The 18,374-nt window shown below is 55.5% G+C and carries 21 protein-coding genes; 11 read left to right on the forward strand and 10 right to left on the reverse strand.

Features of this window, described 5'->3' with window-relative positions; translation table 11 throughout:
- Window positions 1–276: 276 nt before the first annotated feature.
- Genes merA through IEX64_RS11835 form a run of 3 tightly spaced genes read right to left on the reverse strand, consistent with a single transcriptional unit; the run spans window position 277 to window position 2,529 of the window.
- On the reverse strand, window positions 277–1,734 hold the full coding sequence (merA, locus tag IEX64_RS11825) for a mercury(II) reductase (protein ID WP_188819882.1): 1,458 nt from the start codon (window positions 1,732–1,734) through the stop codon (window positions 277–279).
- 41 nt (window positions 1,735–1,775) lie between these two features.
- Window positions 1,776–2,108: a heavy-metal-associated domain-containing protein gene (locus tag IEX64_RS11830; RefSeq protein ID WP_188819883.1), complete on the reverse strand. Its 333-nt coding sequence runs from the start codon at window positions 2,106–2,108 to the stop codon at window positions 1,776–1,778.
- A gap of 25 nt (window positions 2,109–2,133) precedes the next feature.
- Complete coding sequence (locus IEX64_RS11835; RefSeq protein ID WP_188819884.1) at window positions 2,134–2,529, reverse strand: mercuric transporter MerT family protein; 396 nt, start codon at window positions 2,527–2,529, stop codon at window positions 2,134–2,136.
- A 76-nt stretch (window positions 2,530–2,605) separates the two neighbouring features.
- Here IEX64_RS11835 and IEX64_RS11840 point away from each other — a divergent pair, with 76 nt between their 5' ends.
- Both IEX64_RS11840 and IEX64_RS11845 read left to right on the forward strand, forming a co-directional pair.
- Window positions 2,606–3,019: a MerR family transcriptional regulator gene (locus tag IEX64_RS11840; protein ID WP_188819885.1), complete on the forward strand. Its 414-nt coding sequence runs from the start codon at window positions 2,606–2,608 to the stop codon at window positions 3,017–3,019.
- A 477-nt stretch (window positions 3,020–3,496) separates the two neighbouring features.
- Window positions 3,497–3,679 carry a hypothetical protein gene (locus IEX64_RS11845; RefSeq protein WP_141460609.1) on the forward strand — a complete coding sequence of 61 codons (183 nt, stop codon included), beginning with the start codon at window positions 3,497–3,499 and terminating at the stop codon, window positions 3,677–3,679.
- Between the two features lie 13 nt (window positions 3,680–3,692).
- Here the strand turns inward: IEX64_RS11845 and IEX64_RS11850 are convergent, their stop codons facing one another.
- The 7 genes from IEX64_RS11850 to IEX64_RS11880 all read right to left on the reverse strand — a co-directional run bounded on the left by IEX64_RS11850 (window position 3,693) and on the right by IEX64_RS11880 (window position 7,830).
- Complete coding sequence (locus IEX64_RS11850; protein WP_067540846.1) at window positions 3,693–3,890, reverse strand: hypothetical protein; 198 nt, start codon at window positions 3,888–3,890, stop codon at window positions 3,693–3,695.
- Window positions 3,891–4,141: 251 nt separating this feature from the next.
- A complete protein-coding gene (locus IEX64_RS11855; protein WP_188819886.1) occupies window positions 4,142–4,468 on the reverse strand; it encodes a hypothetical protein in 327 nt (108 codons plus the stop codon).
- 71 nt (window positions 4,469–4,539) lie between these two features.
- On the reverse strand, window positions 4,540–4,782 hold the full coding sequence (locus tag IEX64_RS11860) for a hypothetical protein (RefSeq protein WP_188819887.1): 243 nt from the start codon (window positions 4,780–4,782) through the stop codon (window positions 4,540–4,542).
- 127 nt (window positions 4,783–4,909) lie between these two features.
- Entirely contained in the window at window positions 4,910–5,257 is a 348-nt protein-coding gene (locus tag IEX64_RS11865; protein WP_188819888.1) for a hypothetical protein, read from the reverse strand.
- A 254-nt stretch (window positions 5,258–5,511) separates the two neighbouring features.
- On the reverse strand, window positions 5,512–6,282 hold the full coding sequence (locus tag IEX64_RS11870; protein ID WP_188819889.1) for a DUF7662 domain-containing protein: 771 nt from the start codon (window positions 6,280–6,282) through the stop codon (window positions 5,512–5,514).
- A 56-nt stretch (window positions 6,283–6,338) separates the two neighbouring features.
- Window positions 6,339–6,647, reverse strand: a complete 309-nt coding sequence (locus IEX64_RS11875) for a hypothetical protein (RefSeq protein WP_188819890.1) — start codon at window positions 6,645–6,647, stop codon at window positions 6,339–6,341.
- Window positions 6,648–6,912: 265 nt separating this feature from the next.
- The gene (locus IEX64_RS11880) at window positions 6,913–7,830 is read right to left on the reverse strand and encodes an ArdC family protein (protein ID WP_188819891.1); all 918 of its coding nucleotides are present in this window, start codon (window positions 7,828–7,830) and stop codon (window positions 6,913–6,915) included.
- 387 nt (window positions 7,831–8,217) lie between these two features.
- Between IEX64_RS11880 and IEX64_RS24755 the strand changes: the two genes are divergently transcribed.
- The 9 genes from IEX64_RS24755 to IEX64_RS11925 all read left to right on the forward strand — a co-directional run bounded on the left by IEX64_RS24755 (window position 8,218) and on the right by IEX64_RS11925 (window position 18,354).
- Complete coding sequence (locus IEX64_RS24755; protein WP_141460591.1) at window positions 8,218–8,424, forward strand: helix-turn-helix domain-containing protein; 207 nt, start codon at window positions 8,218–8,220, stop codon at window positions 8,422–8,424.
- 89 nt (window positions 8,425–8,513) lie between these two features.
- The gene (locus IEX64_RS11890) at window positions 8,514–9,593 is read left to right on the forward strand and encodes a hypothetical protein (RefSeq protein WP_188819892.1); all 1,080 of its coding nucleotides are present in this window, start codon (window positions 8,514–8,516) and stop codon (window positions 9,591–9,593) included.
- 1 nt (window position 9,594) lies between these two features.
- Window positions 9,595–10,530 carry a hypothetical protein gene (locus tag IEX64_RS11895; protein ID WP_188819893.1) on the forward strand — a complete coding sequence of 312 codons (936 nt, stop codon included), beginning with the start codon at window positions 9,595–9,597 and terminating at the stop codon, window positions 10,528–10,530.
- A gap of 316 nt (window positions 10,531–10,846) precedes the next feature.
- The gene (locus IEX64_RS11900) at window positions 10,847–12,160 is read left to right on the forward strand and encodes a DNA cytosine methyltransferase (RefSeq protein ID WP_188819894.1); all 1,314 of its coding nucleotides are present in this window, start codon (window positions 10,847–10,849) and stop codon (window positions 12,158–12,160) included.
- Entirely contained in the window at window positions 12,157–13,734 is a 1,578-nt protein-coding gene (locus IEX64_RS11905) for an ATP-binding protein (protein WP_188819895.1), read from the forward strand. The genes IEX64_RS11900 and IEX64_RS11905 overlap by 4 nt, the downstream gene beginning before the upstream one ends.
- A complete protein-coding gene (locus IEX64_RS11910) occupies window positions 13,727–15,919 on the forward strand; it encodes a Z1 domain-containing protein (RefSeq protein ID WP_188819896.1) in 2,193 nt (730 codons plus the stop codon). Before IEX64_RS11905 ends, IEX64_RS11910 begins: the two co-directional genes overlap by 8 nt.
- Window positions 15,920–15,922: 3 nt before the next feature.
- On the forward strand, window positions 15,923–16,897 hold the full coding sequence (locus IEX64_RS11915; protein ID WP_141460579.1) for a PD-(D/E)XK motif protein: 975 nt from the start codon (window positions 15,923–15,925) through the stop codon (window positions 16,895–16,897).
- A complete protein-coding gene (locus tag IEX64_RS11920; protein WP_141460577.1) occupies window positions 16,890–17,579 on the forward strand; it encodes a restriction endonuclease in 690 nt (229 codons plus the stop codon). The genes IEX64_RS11915 and IEX64_RS11920 overlap by 8 nt, the downstream gene beginning before the upstream one ends.
- Window positions 17,580–18,114: 535 nt before the next feature.
- Complete coding sequence (locus IEX64_RS11925; protein WP_188819897.1) at window positions 18,115–18,354, forward strand: hypothetical protein; 240 nt, start codon at window positions 18,115–18,117, stop codon at window positions 18,352–18,354.
- Window positions 18,355–18,374: the final 20 nt, after the last annotated feature.

Consider the following 18,374-nt stretch of genomic DNA (forward strand, 5'->3'; position numbering starts at 1 on the left):
TGATTCATGGTGATGGTGATGGTGATGGTGAGTTCTGAGACGAAGAACACGATGACGACATGGGTAGCGCTAGCCACAATGAAGCTAAGTCATGCTTCTTTGTAGGTTTTGACTCGGCAGCGAGTGAGGTAGCTGAGGGTGCAGGCTTCGGCTTCTTGTTTCTTGCGCCACCGTTTGCTCAACGTCCAAAATTGCCGCGCAGGGCAAGCCTCTGTTTGGTGTGCTATTGAAGTATCAGGGGGCAGCCAAACATCTGGCGTCATATTGTAGGCGTCGTCAACCGGCACAGCAGGACAGTTTTGCAACATCCTTGTCAAACGTCTGCGCGGCGAGTTTCAGTCCCTCCACTGTGGTCAGATAAGGGAAAATGGTCGCGCCAAGATCGGCTGCGGTCATTCCGTGTTGGATCGCCAGAACCAGCGTCTGGATCGCATCCGCGCCTTCCGGTGCCATGATCTGACCACCCAACAGGCGGTCGCTGGCCTTGTCGGCAACCAGCTTGATGACGCCACGGGTATCGCGGGCAGCGAGCGCCCGAGGCACGGCGTCGAGCGGCAGCAGCGAGGTTTTGACCTCCAACCCTTGTACCCGTGCCGCCGTTTCGGTCAGGCCGACGCTGGCGACCTGCGGATCGGTGAACACAACCGCTGGCATGGCGCTGTTGTCATATTGGTGCTGATTGCCGGTTACGGCATTGCGTGCCGCCAGCTTGGCCCCGTAGGCGGCCATGTAGACAAACTGGTCCCGGCCTGTGACATCGCCCGCTGCGTAAATGCCAGGGACGGTCGTTTCGAGATAGTTGTCAACCGTGATCCCGCCGCGAGTGTCGAGCGCTATGCCGCGCTCCTCCAGCCCCAGCCCATCGCTGTTGGGCCGCCGGCCGGTGGCGATGAGCACCTTTTCGGCGCTGATCGTCTGTGTCGATGCGACAGTATCACAGTGGCCATCACCATTACAGGACAAGGCTTCGCAGGTCAGCACCCCGCCGCCATCGGTCTGGTCGATCCGCTGATAACCGATCCCCGCACACACCCTGATCCCTTCGGCTTCGAGATAGCTTTGCAAAGCCACGCTCAATTCCGGGTCCAATTCAGGCAGCAGGCGGCTGCGGCAACAGATGGTGACGGCAACGCCTAGGCGTGCAAACATCTGCCCCAGTTCCACCCCGATTACGCCGCCACCAATCACCAGCAGCGATTTGGGCAGGCGCTCAAGAGCCAGAGCCGAGGTGCTGGTCAGGTAGGGCACATTGTCCAGCCCCGGTATCGGCGGCACGGCGGCGCGCGCACCCATCGCGAGGATCACCTTGCTGACCTGTATCGGCGCATCATCGACCAGCAGTTCGCTCCCGGCGAACCGCACCTTGCCCTCGATATAGCTCACCCCTGCATAGGCGGGCAGGAGATCGACGTATTTTTTCTGGCGGAGTTCCCCGACGAGGGCATCCTTCGACGCGGCAAGCGCGCTCCAATCATCAAGCTGCACGCTGCCGCGCAGCCCCGGAAAACGCCGTGCCGCCGTGCCGCCATGCACCGCTTCCGCTGCCCGGATCAGCGTCTTGGAGGGAACGCAGCCGACATTGACGCAGGTGCCGCCGATCGTGCCGTGGCCGATCAGCGCCACCCTAGCGCCGAGTTCGGCAGCAGTGATCGCGGCGGAAAAACCCGCCGATCCCGCGCCGACAACGGCCACGTCAAATCCATCCCGCGAAGTGCGGTTGCAACAATCAGTCATTGGAGGTCACTTTCTTCCGACGCAAAATGCGTCAGGTGCTTTCAGTTTTGAACGGCGCGTGCCGGATAACCCGCATTGGTCGATGCTGCGGCGATAGCTGCGGCAGTGGTTCGGCGAGGATCATAGGTCGCACGCGCGGTCTTGGCGTTGAAGTCAACGCTGACCGCGCTTACGCCTGCCACGCCTTCCATCGCCTTGCGCACGGTGATCGGGCAGGTCGCACAGGTCATGTTCTCAATAGTGAAGGTCGTTTGTGCCTGCGTTTGTGCGCTTGAAGCCGCTGGCCGGTCGTTGGCCGTGCCGCCGAGGGCCAATGCGACCCCGCCGCCTGTCATAGCCACAACGGCCAAACCCAACAGCAATGTCTTTTTCATGGTTGTTTCCTTTCAGTAGGGCATATCAATAGAATAGGGGTGCCCACCAATCGATGGAGAGCGCTAGAATGACGATGGCGAGCCCGAGCCACAGCACCGCTTTGGTGGTGCGCGCCGACTCTGGCCGGGCGCAATAAGACCCGTCCTCGCAGGCGGGCTTCGGCTTGAAATAGACATGCCAGAAGCCGTAGCCGAGCATGGCCAGCGTCACCGCCGCGACATAAGGCTTGTAGGGTTCGAGCGCGGTCAGATTGGCAATCCACGCCCCGGAAATGCCCAGCGTGACGAGCAACAGCGGCACAACGCAGCAGGCCGAGGCCAGCCCCGCACCGATCAATGCGCCGGTGGCAAGCCAGTTCGACGGCGCGTCCTTCGCTGGCTTAGGAGTGGTGGGTTGTCCTGATTCAGGCGTTGAAGCCACGGCGTGATTCCTTTCTTTCGACTTTATGATTCTCAGTGTAATCTCTGTAGCCACTACAGACTCAAGAGGTATTTTCATGGAACCACAAGGCGGCCTATTGCGTGCCCAGCTTGCCCGGAAAACCGGCTGCAATCTCGAAACCATTCGCTACTACGAAAAAGTTGGATTGCTCCCGGCACCGCCACGCAGTGCCAATGGCTACCGGGTTTATTCGCCCGAACTGGTGCAAAGGTTGCAATTCATCCTCCGCGCCCGCGATCTCGGTTATGCAATGGAAGAAATTCGCTCCCTGTTGTCGCTCACGGACACGGGCGCACAAACTTGCGGCGAAGTGATGATGCGTACCCGATCTCACCTCGACGATGTCCGCCGCCACATTTCCGATCTGCAAAAGATAGAGAATACGCTGGCTATTACCCTAAGCAAATGCACAGGCGGTGATGTGCCCGAATGTCCTGTTCTTGACGCACTTCAATTTCCTATGCCGTGATGCTGTGAGCATTCCCTCATTCAACTAAATATTTAAGTTTGAAGGGCGTCCCCTTCGGGCCACGCACTATCACTGCTGCGACTTAACTCACGCTTAGGCGGTTTCCGCTCATACGGATGATGATTCCCGATGCAGGGCAAGCAAGGGAGCAATCCCGAAGCGCGCCAGCGCACGGACTTGAACTCGGACAGTAGGCTCGAAACGGTAAGTGCAAAGCTGGCGCTCGCCGCTCCCAAGCCTTTCAGCCTGAACGGTCTCCTCCCAAGCGGTTTTCTCTTTTCCCAAACACGGCTGCCGCGTTGTTACATGAAGCCGGAGTTTCTAATCCGATTCCCATGACGGTGGGATGCAAGGCGTAAAGCCTTCTCCAGTCGTCCTTTCGATTGCGGGCAATGCATCTGTCAAAGCCTCGGATTCAACCCCTCCTCCCGTAACGCGGCCCGTGGTGGGCAGCGGAAAACTCCAAGGGAGGATGCCATGTTCCGACTGACGAAAGACGGCTTGAAAGCCAAAAGCGAGGCTCAGCTCCGCGACCTGTTTCAGCGAGCCACGCGCGAGATTGCAAGCAACCCGCGCCTCAGCGCCACTTTCAGCAATGCCTCGACTGCCCTGCTGATGATCCGCGACGAGTTGGCTCGTCGCGGTATCAGCCCCCGATGAGGGTGAGGCCGCCTCAAGCGGCGGCCTCTTTCTCGGTCACTTCGCGCATGACGATACGGCCATTGAGCGGAAGGGCGTTCAGGTTGAGGGAAAAGCCTTTCCCGTCGCGGGTCGGCCAGGCCACTCCGATATCGGTCCAGCGGGCGGACTTGCCTTCGCCATTGACGGAATAGAGACGGAAGGCGGGACGGTTTGTGTTGGTGTCAGACATTTTGATGCTCCTTTTCACTTCGCCAAACGGATGAGCCCGTCGGCTTCATGGGAGCACTGAAAAGACACGGGGTAAGCCGTGCGGGATCAAATGCCGCCAGCCCGTTTTACGGGGGCGGAGCTGCACGAAGGAAGCGAGCCGCATTGATCCCCGCTGGCACCGTGTCTTAGTCCCCATGAAGAGAAGCCGAGGGGCACATTTCCGTGAGAATGTGATCCCCATGGGAGCATCAGGCTGACACTTGCAGACCGTCAGAACGGACAATCGTCGTCTTCATCGTCGAAGGGAAATAGTTCGCCTTGGGCCTCTTCGGGATACCACGTGTCCTGCAACTGCCGGAAATAGGCCGCATTCACCTGATCCTGAAGGCGGCACCGCAAATAGACCAGTCGCGTGATTGACGAGATCGGGATGTAGCACGCGGAACGACGCATCGCCGCAATCTCTCGGGGGCTCACATAACGATGCTTTTCCGCAAAATCGGCGAGATTGACTTCAAGAAGCGCAGCAAGGCTCTGGCACTGCTCGTAAAGGTCGATCCGGCAATCCTGAAGGTCTTGTTGGGTCATTCGCGGCATGGGTTAGGTCCTCCCTTGTTCGAGGAGGTCGGACTACCTGCGCGGCCCATGTTGGTTGGGCGGAAGTCAGCCTAGTTGAAGAGAGGCCCAAGCTGCCGCCGAATAAGGCGAATAGCCTGCCCCGTTGCCTCGTAGCGCATGTCGGGAGACAGGCGGGGATCGCGCAACGCGATCTCAAAGCGTTTCAGGTAACGCTCTTCGAGGCAACCGTGCTTGCGGATCACCCGCAGGGCTTCCTCATGGTCGGGCAGAAAGTCCTCGCACAGCATCGCTGCCTGAACCCTTTCGAGGGCTTCAAGAGCACTTCGGAGCAAATGCTCGCGAGGGATCGCTTTCGTCGGACAGTTCCACATTGTTCTATTTTGTTCTTTTAATGTTCTGCACATCTAAGAGCAAAATTCAATCTGAATCTGAGAGCGCCGCGCCCCAAAGGCGCGGCGCTCAAAACAGGCTCATCTGGGTGTCGGCGGGGTTAGGAATACGATAGTAGTCCCGCGCAAAGGCGACCGTGCGACTGCCTTCAAGGATGGGCGCGGGGCGTGGGTGAGCATAGCTCCATGTTGCCCAAATCTTCAGGCCTGATCCCTGATACGCGACCTTCACGCTATCGCGGCATCCTGAGCCGCCCCAGATTCCAAGCTCGTATTTGAGTGCGGCCGCAAGATCGGCGTCTGTGAGGCCAGTTGCTGCCCGCTCAGCCCATCGGGCGCGTGATCCCGCATAGCTCTGCGTTGCGCGGCGAAAAGCGTTTTCGATATCTTCTCGTGTCAATTGCTCTGGATTATCCATATCTCCTCCAATTCTCATTCAGGTTCATGCCATATGAACCTCTGCCCTTCGGCGAGAATGGGGAGGCAAGCGCAAGGAGGCTCCGAACGAGGGGCCACGGGCCAAAGGCCAAGGGGATGCGTTTGGATGCCTTGCGCGCGCTAGGGGCAAAGCCCCTTAGAAGAAAATCCCGTTAGCGATCGTCACCCGAATGGGCCGAGACCTTGGCTCGGTGCGGCAACGCATAGAGCGCGGGCTGTTAGGCAACGGCAGGGCTACTTGTTGGCAATTTCGATGTCAGTTCCGCCAGTGGCAACTATGGCTGAATGCTCGATCATTCGGCGCGTCGCTTTGTGTGTCAGGGCAACGGACCGAACCTTGCCATTGATTTTCAACTCAATGTCATCGACCACGATATCGACTTCGATACGGGCATCCGCCGCCAAGGCGTTCTTCAACAACACATGGATACGGTGGCTTGTCGCCTGCCCTTTTGAGCCTGTTCGGTAGTTCCGAAACCGCCCCCTTAGACTCTGGGATTCACCGATGTAAAATTCGGATCGGCTCTTGTAGGTGATCCGCAATCGGTAGAGTCCAGGCACCTCGGCCACAGGAGGGAAGTGGAGTGAACCCGCGCTGTCGAGCGTAACTGCTCCCAAGGCTTTCCACTCGAACCTGATGGCTATGTCATTCCTCGCGGCAACTGGTGCTGGTGCGAGCGGCACACTCGGCACATGGGGAGCAACTGAAGACTGTCTTGAGCGGGCTGATTTCGGCGCGGCGCGAACCGATGATGCGCGGACGAATTTGACCGTTCTCGCCTTGCGATTGAGAGATTTAGTTTCCCAGCCGCGCTTCAGCCAAACGCAATTGTGACGACCATCGACGGGAGAATTGCTCCACCAAACATCGTATGCATCAGCGCTTTGCGGCAGTTTTTTACCGAGAATGCCAGCGATGCGGTCGAAACTTAGCGAGACCTCATTGCCTGTCTGCTGATCTAGAAATTCGCCAAGTGCTTCGTATTTTTTGCTCATGGTAACCATTGATGCACGAATCTCTCGGCTCTGCAACGCATCAACAAAAGAGCAAAAACTCGCGCTCAAAAGAGCGCGAGTTGACGGGACGCTGCTTCGGCCTTGCGCCATACAGCGGTGCGTGAAAGCTCCTCGATCCAAGCCTCGACATAGCTCTCAGGGCCGCCAAAATTATCCACCTCTGACGGGTGGATGAAGTGGGAGCGGTAGCCAGTTTCGGTGATCGGGAGCGGTGCGCGTGCTGGTGAAATGCTTTCCACCTCCAGATGCGCCATCCCTCGACCATCCTCATAGGCGAGGTAGTCGCGGTTCCAGCGGATTTCGATTTCGATGCCGTTCCAGTTTTTGTGAATGATTGCGTAGTCGGTGTTCATGTCTGCCTCCTTGAAGTTCGGGTTCGTCCGTTCGACGGGGAGACCAGGACGGCAGGGTTCAAAGGGGCAGCGTCACCCGTGCTTGCCACGGGGAAACGGCCAACACGGGAGCGTTAGCGAATGGATCGGGCAAGGCGTTGACGGTGTTCCTGCCCTGCCAACTTTCCCGTCAATGTGATCGGACGCACCCGAACGGAGGCAGACATGAAAAAGGGCCGACAAGTGGCCCTTCCCATGAAACGGTATCGAGATTGAAAGGCGGCCCTCAGGCCGCCTCCCTGATGTCATTCGAGGTCAGGCTCAGGAGGTACTCGGCAGCCTTGTTCGCAGCACTTGCCGCCGTGAAGATCGCCTTGCGGTCACCCTTCAGGATACGCAGCCAGTGTCCGATATAATCGGCATGATCGGGACGGGGCTCGACCGTGATCCCGAGATCACCGCAAAGAAAGGCAGCGCCGAGCTCAGCAACCATCTCTTCCATGGCATAGGCATCATCGCCAAAGCGTTCGCCGAAGGTGCGCGCCAGACGGTGATCGGCACCCGACCAGTGGGTCAGCTCGTGCAGCAGAGTAGAATACCAGCCTTCAGAAGCATCACTCGTAGCCGTGCCCATGAAGCGAAATCGGTCGGGCATCGTGATCGCATCTTCCTTGATGCTGTAATAGGCGCTTGATCCGCCCTCGCGGATAACAGCACCCGACGCAGCAATCATCTGCTCGGCACGCTCGCAGGGCGAGACGGGATCGACGCTAGTATCAGGTTCGTCGATGACATAGCCTTCGACCTGCGCGACATTGAAGACACGCGATGCGCGTGCAACGAAACGACGCTGGAATCCATCCTCGGACGATCCGTCGTCCTGTTCGCCAGGCTCGATATCCTTGTAGAAGATGATGAGCGAGGATTTCTCGCCCTTGCGGACCTGTGCGCCACGATCCTGCCATTGGCGGTAGGTGCCCCAGAGGCCGTGCGTGTATTCGGCGCAGTAGGCGGAAGCCCAGAGGGCGACTGTGTTGACGCCGCGATAGGCCTTGCCGCTCGATACGTTGATCGGGCGTTCAATCAGACCACTTTGCGAATGCCAGGGCATTTGCGGATTGTCGGCACCATCTTCGATGGCGGCGATGATCTGGTCCGTGATGGCGGTGTAAACGTCAGTGCGTTCATGTGATGAAGTAGTCATGTCCTGATCTCCTTTCGCTGTTCCTGAGGACGCGAAGGGACCAGGCTGGGGCTATGAGACGGCTCGTCAGCCGTCAGGCGAAACGGACAACACGGGAGCCGGAATGCAATGCAGGCGAATGGATCGGGCAGGCCGTTGACTGGCCGTCGGCCTCAGCCACGTTCGCGAATGCATCTCAGGGGCTAGCGCAAAAGGAGAAGCGGCTTAGCGCTTCGCCCTCGGCGTGACGGACCCGAAAGGATAACTGCAACGAGCACGTAGCGGTGGTCGATAGAAAACGAGCGCAGAATCCTCTGGCACTCAACTCGAACTCAGGTTAAATGTATGACATGAGGCTATTTTACTGACCTTGGAGGCGAGTTGGTGTTGAGAGCCTGTCAGTGTCGTATGGCTAGGGCCGGAATCGGGCTTTCTCGCTCGGCGTTGGCTATGAAGGCAAATGTATCTGTTGCAACGCTGTCGGACTTTGAATTGGAAAAAAGAGAGCCATACGACCGTACTCTTCGAGACATTCAGCAAGCCCTGGAAGCTTTGGGGGTGACCTTTCTAGAGGCGGATGAACGGGGTCTCGGAGTACGATACAAGAACGGATAACGGTCGGGCGCTCCGTTTCGAGATGCGTCTATGGAAACTTCAATCCCGTCCTGCCGCAGAGGCGGCGGCAGCATAAGGGGGAATGAAAATTGACGCGAGAAATTGAATACACAAGGCTAGACCAAATTGCCCTTGACCCTTTAAATCCCCGTTTGGGGAGGGCCGCCCACCAACTCAACTTGGATCAAGATCAAATTTATGACCGAATGAAGGATTGGTCATTAGAAGAGCTTGCGACTTCATTTCTAGAAAGTGGCTTTTGGCCACATGAAGCCGTGTTGTGCGTTGTCGAACCCCTTCAAGGACAGGACCGCCTTGTAGTGGTGGAGGGGAACCGACGCATAGCGGCACTCCAAAGGCTTGAAAAAGCCTACGCTGGTGAAGAGACGTCCAAAAGGTGGCGTGAGTTGATCGAAGGGGTTCCTCGCCCGGACCGTCTGTTTGAGCAAGTTCCATTCATAAAGTATGAAAATAGGGCGGAAGTGGATGCATTTTTGGGTTTCCGTCATGTGACGGGGATCAAAGAATGGGCTCCACCTGAAAAAGCCCAATTTATTGCAAAACTTATCGATGAAGGCGGGCTCTCTTATCGCCAAGTCATGAGAAAGATAGGAAGCAAAACAGATACTGTTGAACGAAACTATATTGCTTATTGCATACTAACTCAAATGGAGGAAACTGAAGGGCTTGAAGTGGATGAGGTTGAGAATCGTTTCAGCGTTCTCTTTCTTTCACTAAGGTCGAAGAACGTTCAAGAATTTCTTGGCGTCCAAGGTAAGTTTGGCATTGAACCGCAAAACGTGAAGCCGCCGATTGATGCAAATAACATCGATAGGCTTAAGGAATATTCCAAGTGGCTGTTCGGGGATGCTGACACACCGCCTGTTGTTCAGGATTCCCGTGAGGTCGATAAGTTTGCTCGTGTCATAGCCTCGGCGGATGGGTTGGAATACCTTCGCAGCGTGAGGCGCCCCAGCCTAGACAAGGCCTTTGTTATCGCGGGCGGTGACCAAGAAGAGGTTTATGAACTTCTTTCTAGTGCGACATATAACTTGCAGGAATCACTTTCATCTATTCACTTATACAAGGGTGATGAGCGTCTGATCTCAATTTCCAAGCGGCTACTCGCAAACGCAGAGCAACTCAAAAAGACGCTTGAGCTAGACTAAAATGCTCAAGATTCCTGAGGTAAAATTTGGCTACTCCGCCAATCAATCTAACGTCGATCCAAATGCTATGGGCGACTGGCTTGAGGCGTGTGCCCTTTTCGATGGCCCCGATGTCACTAAGGGTGATGTCATAGATATGCTTCTGGAATATCAGATTTGCTCTGATGAAAATCAGGACTTGGCTCATTTGATTGCTGAAGAAGGTTGGGAAGAAATTTCCAAGCGAAAGCGCTGGGGTGGGCTGCCGGATCATGTGGACATAACTGTTAATCGGATTAGCTCACAGGGGAATTGGCAGGATGACCCAATAAGGTCTTTTTTTGTATTGCTTTCAGCCCTCAGAATTTACCCCGACTGGGCAAAGGATTTTCAAGCATATTCGGTTCAGGGCGATCTTTTTGAGCGAATCGTAGAGGTTATTTGCCCCCATTTGCTTCCAGGCTGGATTGCCTACCGCGCTGGCTGGTCACCTGACGACACTAAGAACATTCCGGAGATTGTGGGTGAGTTAGTCAACCGCTTGTATGTTCCTGGCGCGGCAGACTTGGATCGATGGCTTTTGAATGCTGGCAATGACGGTGGCTTGGATATGATTTGCTATCGGAGTTTTGGAGACGAGCGGGAGGCAATGCCACTGTTCTTTCTACAATGCGCCAGCGGAAAAAATTGGCGGGACAAAATACACACGCCGAACCCCAATTTATGGCAAAAGTTCCTAGATTCAGCGGTGCTTCCCAGCACAGGAATTGTCGCCCCTTTCGTTATTGACGATAAGGAATTGAGAATTGCAGCACTTATTGGTCAAATTGTCGTCTTTGACCGAATTAGGCTGCTGAGCGCAGCTAGGGATGGTGACGTACAGCTTGACGATGGCTTCAGGGATGAGGTGATCGATTGGTTGCAACCAAGGATCGATGGCTTGCCACGCGTGACTTAGTTCGAGCGAAATCCCTTTCGCCATACCGAAGGGCGAGTGAGGTTCGTGGCTAGAATGCCGGAGCAGGTAGGTTAGCAAATGAGGCGAAGGCGGCATGGTGTTCGTAGGTCCGTGCGAGGGCGTTGGGCAACTCGGGCGGAGGGCTTGGAATTACGGCAACAAGCGATACAAGGCGTGGTGCGATCACACGCGAAAGTGCGTCGCAAAGCTGGAGGCCTTGAGGAATGCGGAGGAAGGAAAGCGACGAACTTCTAGGGGAAAGTATGCGATAAGACTTTAAAAATATTCATCTTTGTGGTTTTCTTATTGCAGTATTATGGAACAGTTGCGGTTTATCGATTTGTTCGCTGGCCTGGGCGGATTTCATCAGGCGCTCGCTTCGCGCGGCGCTGAATGTGTCTTTGCGTCCGAACTCAATGCAAGCCTCGCCGGTCTTTATGAAAAGAATTTCGACATCCGCCCTGAGGGCGACATCAAAAAGGTCGATCTGCATACCATCGCCGACCATGACGTTCTGTGCGCGGGCTTCCCATGTCAGCCATTTTCCAAGGCAGGTGACCAGAAAGGGCTGGAATGTCCGCAATGGGGGAACTTGTTCGATTATGTCGTAGAAATTCTGCGGCTTAAGAAGCCTAGGTTTTTCATCATCGAGAATGTGCCGAACCTTATCCGTCACAAAGGCGGGACGACCTGGGCAATTATCTGCGATAGGCTGAAAGCGCTTGGCTACGATATTTCTTTCGAGCGTCTCTCTCCTCACATGTTCGGCATTCCGCAAAAGCGCGAGCGTGCATTCATCGTCGGCGATCTTGAAGGGCTGGGCGGGTTCAAATGGCCTAAGCCAGACAGCCTGCCCGAGGTCAGCATAGCGAGCGTGTTGGACAAGCACCCGAATGATGCATTGGGTCTTAGCGACAATCATCTTCGCTATCTGAGGACATGGCAGGAATTCATCGACGCCTTCCCGTCTCATGTCGAGCTGCCTTCATTCCCAATCTGGGCCATGGAATTCGGCGCGAACTACCCACTAAATGGAGATACGCCACACAAGCGGGGCTATTCCGGAATGGGGCGTTATAAGGGCGCATTCGGGCGGGAATTGAAAGGGATGTCACCCGATCAGGTCCGTGAGGCACTTCCGCCTTATGCACAAACGAAACTGGACGAGTTTCCAGATTGGAAAATCGATTTCATCCAAAAGAATAGGCAGTTTTACAAAGACCATCAGGATGTGATCGATCCTTGGCTCGACAAGATCAAGAGTTTCGCGCCAAGCTTTCAAAAGCTCGAATGGAACTGCAAGGGAGGCGAGCGAGACATTTGGAAACATGTCGTTCAATTCCGCGCGAGCGGCATTCGGGTAAAAAAATCCGATACCGCCCCCTCGTTGATCGCCATGACGACAAGTCAGGTGCCGATCATAGCTTGGGAGAAGCGCTTCATGACGCCGCGAGAATGTAGCAGGCTACAGAGCATGGGGAACTTGCAAAATCTGCCTGACACAAAAGGAGGCGCTTACAAGGCCTTTGGAAATGCTGTGAATGTAGATGTCGTAAGGGCGATCTTTGACGCGCTCGTAGGCAGGCAAGACGAAATGGAAAACGAAATACTACTAGATGCGGCGGAATGATGACGCAGGTCAGTTCGGTAAATATTCGGCCTGGCGTGAACGTTCTTTCGGTGCTGCCGCATCTAAATTACAAGGCTTGGTATGCGCTTGCCGAATTCGTCGATAATGCCATCCAAAGCAGCATCGACCGCAAAAAGGAACTTCGAGCGGTAGAAGGTAAGGACTATCGCCTGCGAATTGATATCGATTTCGATTCAGCGGAAAGCAAGATCACGATTAAAGACAACGCAGCCGGAATAGCTTCAGCCGATTATCAGCGAGCATTTCGGCCCGCAGAGATTCCCCCTGACGCTTCGGGTTTGTCCGAATTTGGCATGGGGATGAAAAGTGCGGCGTGCTGGTTCGCCCCCAACTGGAGCGTGCGATCAAGCGCCCTAGGAGAGCGTTCAGAACGTACCGTATTTTTCAACATCGACAAGATCGTGATGGACAGCATTGAGGAACTCAATGTGGTCTCAATCGATGTGGCAGAAGACAAGCACTATACCGAGATTCGGCTAGAGAAAATTCGCAAGTTTCCGCACGGCAAGACGATTGCCAAGATCAAGGAACATCTTGCGAGCATCTATAGGGGCTATATCCGCGATGGTTCGCTGGAACTCTATGTCGATGGCGTAAAGCTGGATTATGAAGAGCCCGCAATTCTCGTCGCCGCGAACTACCGCGACCCGGATGGCCCAGCGGTCCAGTGGAAAAAAGAGATCGATATAGACCTGGGCGAGGGAAAATCGGCCTCAGGTTTCGTCGCTATCCGCGAAGTGGCCAACACGCGGCTCGCCGGTCTCGCTCTTTTTCGGCGCAAGAGACTCATCATGGGTAGCGCCGACGAAACCTACCGCCCTGAAGACATTTTCGGACGCTCCAACACCTATCCCTACCAGCGCATTTTCGGAGAGATTCACCTCAAGGGTTTTCATGTAAGTCATACCAAGGATGGAGTGAAGTGGGAGGAGAGTGAAGACGAGTTTTTGCGTAAGCTTCGCAAGGTCCTTTCGGACGAAACGCTCCCGCTTATTCAACAAGCGCGGGAATACCGTACCCGATCAGGTGCGAAAGCGGCTCGTAAGGATGCAGCTCAGGCATTGCGCAGCACTGCGGACGGATTTCGTCAAAATACCGAAGCCGCAAACGATATTGGATTTGAATTGAGTGCTGTCGCCGACACGCAGCCGACATCGGTTTCCGATCAGGATATAGAACCACAGGACATCAACGAAGCGGATCGCGAGGAAGCGGAACTGCGTCTGCAATTTCGCAGCGAGCCCTGGATTGTCAAAATCGAACTCTCCTACGCCGACGATCACGCCGAGTGGCTGACAATCAGGAACCGCCCGTCGATCACCGATCCCGAGCCGCGCGAAATCCTCATCAGAGTTGCGATGCTGCATCCCTTTATGGCGCAGTTCCAAACGCTCGATTCCGAGGGCTTTTCTGCCGTATTGAAGGTGGCTGCCGCCATGGCTCTTGCGGAAGTGGCAGCAGCGGAATTGGGCGACCATCATCCCTCAGCCGTACGCCGCTTCACGAATGAAATTCTAAGGGCACACTTTTCTAAGCGGGTGATCGATGACTAGCGGCATAATCAAGATCGCGTCCCGAAGCCCCACAGAGGGCTGGAACCCGGTGCAGGGTGAATCCTTCACGAGCTTGCTCAATTCGAACGACGCCCTCTCGCAGGACGAAAAAGAACTGCTGCGTCTGGAAACCACGAAGATCCTTTCCGACTGCATTGACCCGGCAGAAGGCGCAAACACCAACACCGGCCTTGTCATCGGCTATGTCCAAAGTGGGAAGACGCTTTCCTTCACAGGTCTCACCGCACTTGCGCGCGACAACAAATTTCAGTTGGTGATCCTACTGGCCGGCACCACCAACAATCTCGTCGAGCAATCGTACGATCGCATTCGAAGCGATCTCGAAATCGACACCAATCGTCAGTGGAAGCTGTTTTCCACTCAGCAGAAAGGCTTTCAGACGAGCGAGCTTGAGCGCGTCCAAAGCGAACTGACCAAATGGCAACGCGGCAACCCGCGTGCGCGCACGGTCCTCATCATCTGCATGAAACAGCATCAACATATCGACAATTTGGCGAAGCTCTTGTCGAAGCTCGACCTCAAGGACGTACCGACGCTGATCGTTGACGACGAGGGCGATCAGGCGGGCATCAACACCAAAGCCAAGAAGAACGAACAGAGCACCACATATGCGCGCATTCTGGCACTGCGGGAGCGCTTTCCTGAACACAGCTATGTCCTTTACACAGCAACGCCGCAGGCGCCGCTGCTCATAAGCCGCATCGACACGCTTTCGCCCGACTTCGGCATGGTGCTCACTCCCGGTGAGCAATATGTCGGCGGACAGGATTTTTTCAGCCCCGTTGGGCAGAAAACGTACATCGAGACGATTCTTGCTTCAGAGGTTCCCGACCCACTCAATCCGCCGGTCAAGCCGCCGAAAAGTCTGCTTGCAGCGATGCGGGAATTCTTCGTTGGGGTAGCCATTGGGTTGCTCGAAGGTCAGGACCGCAAGGGCAAGAACCGGTCCATGATGATTCATCCGGCCGTACCTAAAAACGACCATCTCATGTTCATGCGGTGGGTGAAACAAACCAAAGAGGATTGGTGCGTGATTCTGGAGGATGCTGCGCATCCTCGCCACGAGGAACTCATGCGAGAGTTCCGGGACAGCACTTCAGGTCTCTTGAAGACATATTCGTGCGGATACACCTTCGACGAGATCGCCGAATGCCTGCTGGAGGCGGTCGAAGCGACGGCGATCCAGGAACTCAATACGCGTGAAAAGTCGCGCATTCCGAGCATCGACTGGAAGGGCGAGTATAGCTGGATTCTGATCGGTGGGATCGGTCTTGACCGCGGCTTCACGGTCGAAGGCCTGACCGTTAGCTATATGCCGCGTTCGACGGGCGTAGGAAACGCCGACAACATCCAGCAGCGGGCACGCTTTTTCGGCTACAAACGTGGCTATCTAGGCTTGTGCCGTATCTATCTCACTAGCGAGAACATCGATGCCTTCACCGACTATGTGAGGCATGAGGAATCGATACGCGCATCGATCAGGCGGCATCTGGAAGAGGGTAAGACGCTCAAGGACTGGCGGCGAACCTACTTCCTCGATCAGAAGCTGAAACCTACCCGTTCCTCCGTCGTCCTTCTTGAGATGTATCAATCCAAGGGTAAAGGTGGCTGGATAGCTCCCGCGCATCCGCATGAGGACAGCGAGATTCTGGCGGAGAACCGCGAAACAGCAAACGCGATCCTGCGGGATTTCGATATGCCAGAGTATCGGGAGCCAGGTTGGAATGCAAAGCAAGCCATTCCCGCTTTCAGCGATTCCATTCGCCTAGCCGACTTCCTGCCTTATTTCGGACGCCTCCGTTACAAATGGCCAGATGACAACATGGAGCACACCTCGCTGATGCTTATGCTTGACCGGCTTGTTGCCGAAGAGCCGAACGCAACATGCAGCTTCTATGCGTTCTCAGGTCCTTGGTCGGGCGTGGATGCGATCCGCTCGCTGAACGACGAGCAACCCGCGAAGATCAAAAATCTCTTCCAGGGCTCGAACGCACGCACGAATTATCCCGGCGCAAGGGCTTTAATTTCCCAAAGTGACGTAACGTTTCAACTTCACCGCTATAATTTGCAGACGAATGACGGAAGGCGGACGCTGCGCGACGTCCCGGTTTTTGCGGTTCATTTTCCCGACGAACTTATTGAGCGGGTCTGGATCGAGCGGTAGTCGATGCTGTTCGAGGCATACACAGCGCTCGTCGATAAATTCCCGTCAGGATGCCAGAGTCTTTACGGTGAAGAATTGCCTGCGGTGGCGGGCATGTGGCTTGCGATAGATGAGCAGGCATTTCCCTCGCTCCTCTTTTCATCTCAGCCGGCAGACACGCGAAGCGACATTGAATTACGTTTCGTGGGCGTTCGATTTTCGAGGGAATGCGAGATTGCCGTCGATGGTCGTCCTCACGCGTGCGGAACATACACAATAGTCCGATTGGAGGAAAACGATCCCGATCTCGTGCGGGTCTTCCTGCGCCTGCTTGAGGAAACCTTTTGCGGCAAGGCACCATCGGCGCGCAGCAATCGCGAAATCAGTGAACGCATTCTTGAATTGGCAAATTTGTTCAGCCAACTCGAACACTCGGCAAAGGACTTGGTTGGGCTGTGGGGCGAATTGCAGATTATCTGCCAGGCCGATTCACCAGAGTCTGCCGCGCGCTGCTGGTGCCTCGAAAAGACGGCCAAATATGACTTTGTGTGCGACGATTTCGCATTGGAAGCCAAGACCACGCTTAGACCGTCTCGGGTTCACAGATTTTCTCTCGACCAACTGAGGTCACACGGAGAACTCGAAATCTATGTGGCATCCATTCAGGCGGTTCAGGCATTTGGCGGATCAACTGTTTCCGAATTAATGGATCGTATTCTCGAAGCGATTACAGGCGCCGAACTCAGGAGGTCATTCCTCGCCCTTTGCTTGCTCAAAGGCGGAGAAGACATCTACAAGAGCGGATTGAAGCTGCAACTTCTCTCGTACGATAAGGGTGTGGCCTATTTTGCCGCAAGCGACATTCCAGTTCCGTTTGTGGGTGCAGAGTTGCCAATCACGAACGTAAAATTCGACGTATGCCTGGACAATGTGCGGCAGCAAGACGGGCAAGTTTCTGCTCGGCTAGGTAAATTCGCGGGGCAGGTCTCGAATGAATGACGCTCCGGCTTGGCGGGTCTATGAACGCGTAGCGGCGTGTTTCGAAGTGGATGCCGCTGGCATGGACGTTACGGTGATACCCAATGCCTCTCTGAGCGGGGCGATCAGTGGCGTTAAGCGTCAGATCGACGTCTTGGTGGACGCTCGCTGGGAAGAAGGGTTGTCCCGTAGGATCATCTACGATGCTAAACTGAGAAAGCGAAAGCTGGACGTCACCGATGTCGAAGCCTTCGAAGGGCTGATGCGCGATGTCGGAGCTGCAAGAGGGGTTCTCGTTTGCACGGCAGGCTGGTCACCGGCAGCGGAGGCACGAGCAGAGCGATTGATCGATATTCGACTTCTTCCTATCGAGGAAATGGATGACTTCGATCATGCGGCGATGGAGCCCTGTCCCAATTGTGACCAGAGGAAGAAGGGGCCGCGCGGTATGGTCTTTTGGGACGGCCAATTCCCTCTTCCGCTGTCAGGATGGGCCATAATTTTCACGGGAAAATGCGATGTGTGCCGATGCTTTGCATTCTGGTGCTGGGACTGCGGCGAAAAGAAGGTCGTCCCGGATGACGTGGTCCACGAATGCGGATGCGAAAGATCGTGGTTCGTTGAAGCCACGGACGAAGAGCGCATGTTTATTGTCAGGGTCGAGGACGGTGAAATACCGATAGATCGATATCCAATGCGGTAGCCATCCCTGCGTGGGAAAAGCAGGGCGGTATCCAATCGGCGGACGGTTGGTCTCCATGAAATGGTCGATGGGGTCGAGGGGAGCTATGAAATGCTCCTTCGCCGCGCTGGAGGCGGCTGGGTTCAAAGGGGTCAGGCACGCCCCTTGTCGATGGGGAAAGGCATACGTTTGTATGCCTGGCGGGGAGAGCCGAAGTCTCCCCGATGGTGCTGAAACGCACCGATCCTGTCTGACCCGTCGTCAGGCTGGATTGGTGTTCGTGAAGCGCCATTTGGCCGGAGGGGATGCAACGGGGAACGCGCAGCGGGTGCCCCTTGCCAAGATGAGCGTTTGGCAAAACCAGAGCCGAAGGCGGAGGATTTTGTAATACAAACGCACATCTTGCGGAACGTGCAAACGCAGAAAACAGGCTCTAAAGCCGCCTAGGTGGTCTCAATGGTCGCCCCGAGACCCTATTCAGAAACGTGCCGTATCCTATGGCCTCGCTTCATGGCTCCATGTTACCTTGCTGGCGATTCAAAAAGGAGCCGCCGCCATGCCTGATCCCGCCCTTGACCGAATGACCGAGTTCGTCGGCACTTTGGTTAAGATCATGGATCAGCAGTTGATCGCCGTCGATCTAGCAGATGTAAGGGCTGTACTGAAGGAGACAGGCGGTCGTGGCGCGATAGGCATCGGCGAAGCATCTGGCCCCAACCGCGCAATTGAGGCGGCGAAGCTCGCCATCCTCGATCTGGAGCGGAATGGCGGGATAACCCTACGCGGTTCCGACTAAATTCGCCGCTTCTTTTCTGA

Source organism: Novosphingobium indicum, assembly GCF_014645195.1.
Lineage (GTDB): Bacteria > Pseudomonadota > Alphaproteobacteria > Sphingomonadales > Sphingomonadaceae > Novosphingobium > Novosphingobium indicum.

Excerpts from the sequence above, each read along its gene's own strand:
- IEX64_RS11905 (WP_188819895.1), top strand. The coding sequence starts at position 12,157 with ATGATGACGCAGGTCAGTTCGGTAAATATTCGGCCTGGCGTGAACGTT.
- IEX64_RS11845 (WP_141460609.1), top strand. The coding sequence starts at position 3,497 with ATGTTCCGACTGACGAAAGACGGCTTGAAAGCCAAAAGCGAGGCTCAG.
- IEX64_RS11910 (WP_188819896.1), top strand. The coding sequence starts at position 13,727 with ATGACTAGCGGCATAATCAAGATCGCGTCCCGAAGCCCCACAGAGGGC.
- IEX64_RS11895 (WP_188819893.1), top strand. The coding sequence starts at position 9,595 with ATGCTCAAGATTCCTGAGGTAAAATTTGGCTACTCCGCCAATCAATCT.
- IEX64_RS11870 (WP_188819889.1), bottom strand. The coding sequence starts at position 6,282 with ATGGTTACCATGAGCAAAAAATACGAAGCACTTGGCGAATTTCTAGAT.
- IEX64_RS11840 (WP_188819885.1), top strand. The coding sequence starts at position 2,606 with ATGGAACCACAAGGCGGCCTATTGCGTGCCCAGCTTGCCCGGAAAACC.
- IEX64_RS11900 (WP_188819894.1), top strand. The coding sequence starts at position 10,847 with ATGGAACAGTTGCGGTTTATCGATTTGTTCGCTGGCCTGGGCGGATTT.
- IEX64_RS11855 (WP_188819886.1), bottom strand. The coding sequence starts at position 4,468 with ATGCCGCGAATGACCCAACAAGACCTTCAGGATTGCCGGATCGACCTT.
- IEX64_RS11880 (WP_188819891.1), bottom strand. The coding sequence starts at position 7,830 with ATGACTACTTCATCACATGAACGCACTGACGTTTACACCGCCATCACG.
- IEX64_RS11850 (WP_067540846.1), bottom strand. The coding sequence starts at position 3,890 with ATGTCTGACACCAACACAAACCGTCCCGCCTTCCGTCTCTATTCCGTC.
- IEX64_RS11875 (WP_188819890.1), bottom strand. The coding sequence starts at position 6,647 with ATGAACACCGACTACGCAATCATTCACAAAAACTGGAACGGCATCGAA.
- merA (WP_188819882.1), bottom strand. The coding sequence starts at position 1,734 with ATGACTGATTGTTGCAACCGCACTTCGCGGGATGGATTTGACGTGGCC.
- IEX64_RS11915 (WP_141460579.1), top strand. The coding sequence starts at position 15,923 with ATGCTGTTCGAGGCATACACAGCGCTCGTCGATAAATTCCCGTCAGGA.
- IEX64_RS11925 (WP_188819897.1), top strand. The coding sequence starts at position 18,115 with ATGCCTGATCCCGCCCTTGACCGAATGACCGAGTTCGTCGGCACTTTG.
- IEX64_RS11920 (WP_141460577.1), top strand. The coding sequence starts at position 16,890 with ATGAATGACGCTCCGGCTTGGCGGGTCTATGAACGCGTAGCGGCGTGT.
- IEX64_RS11830 (WP_188819883.1), bottom strand. The coding sequence starts at position 2,108 with ATGAAAAAGACATTGCTGTTGGGTTTGGCCGTTGTGGCTATGACAGGC.
- IEX64_RS11865 (WP_188819888.1), bottom strand. The coding sequence starts at position 5,257 with ATGGATAATCCAGAGCAATTGACACGAGAAGATATCGAAAACGCTTTT.
- IEX64_RS24755 (WP_141460591.1), top strand. The coding sequence starts at position 8,218 with ATGGCTAGGGCCGGAATCGGGCTTTCTCGCTCGGCGTTGGCTATGAAG.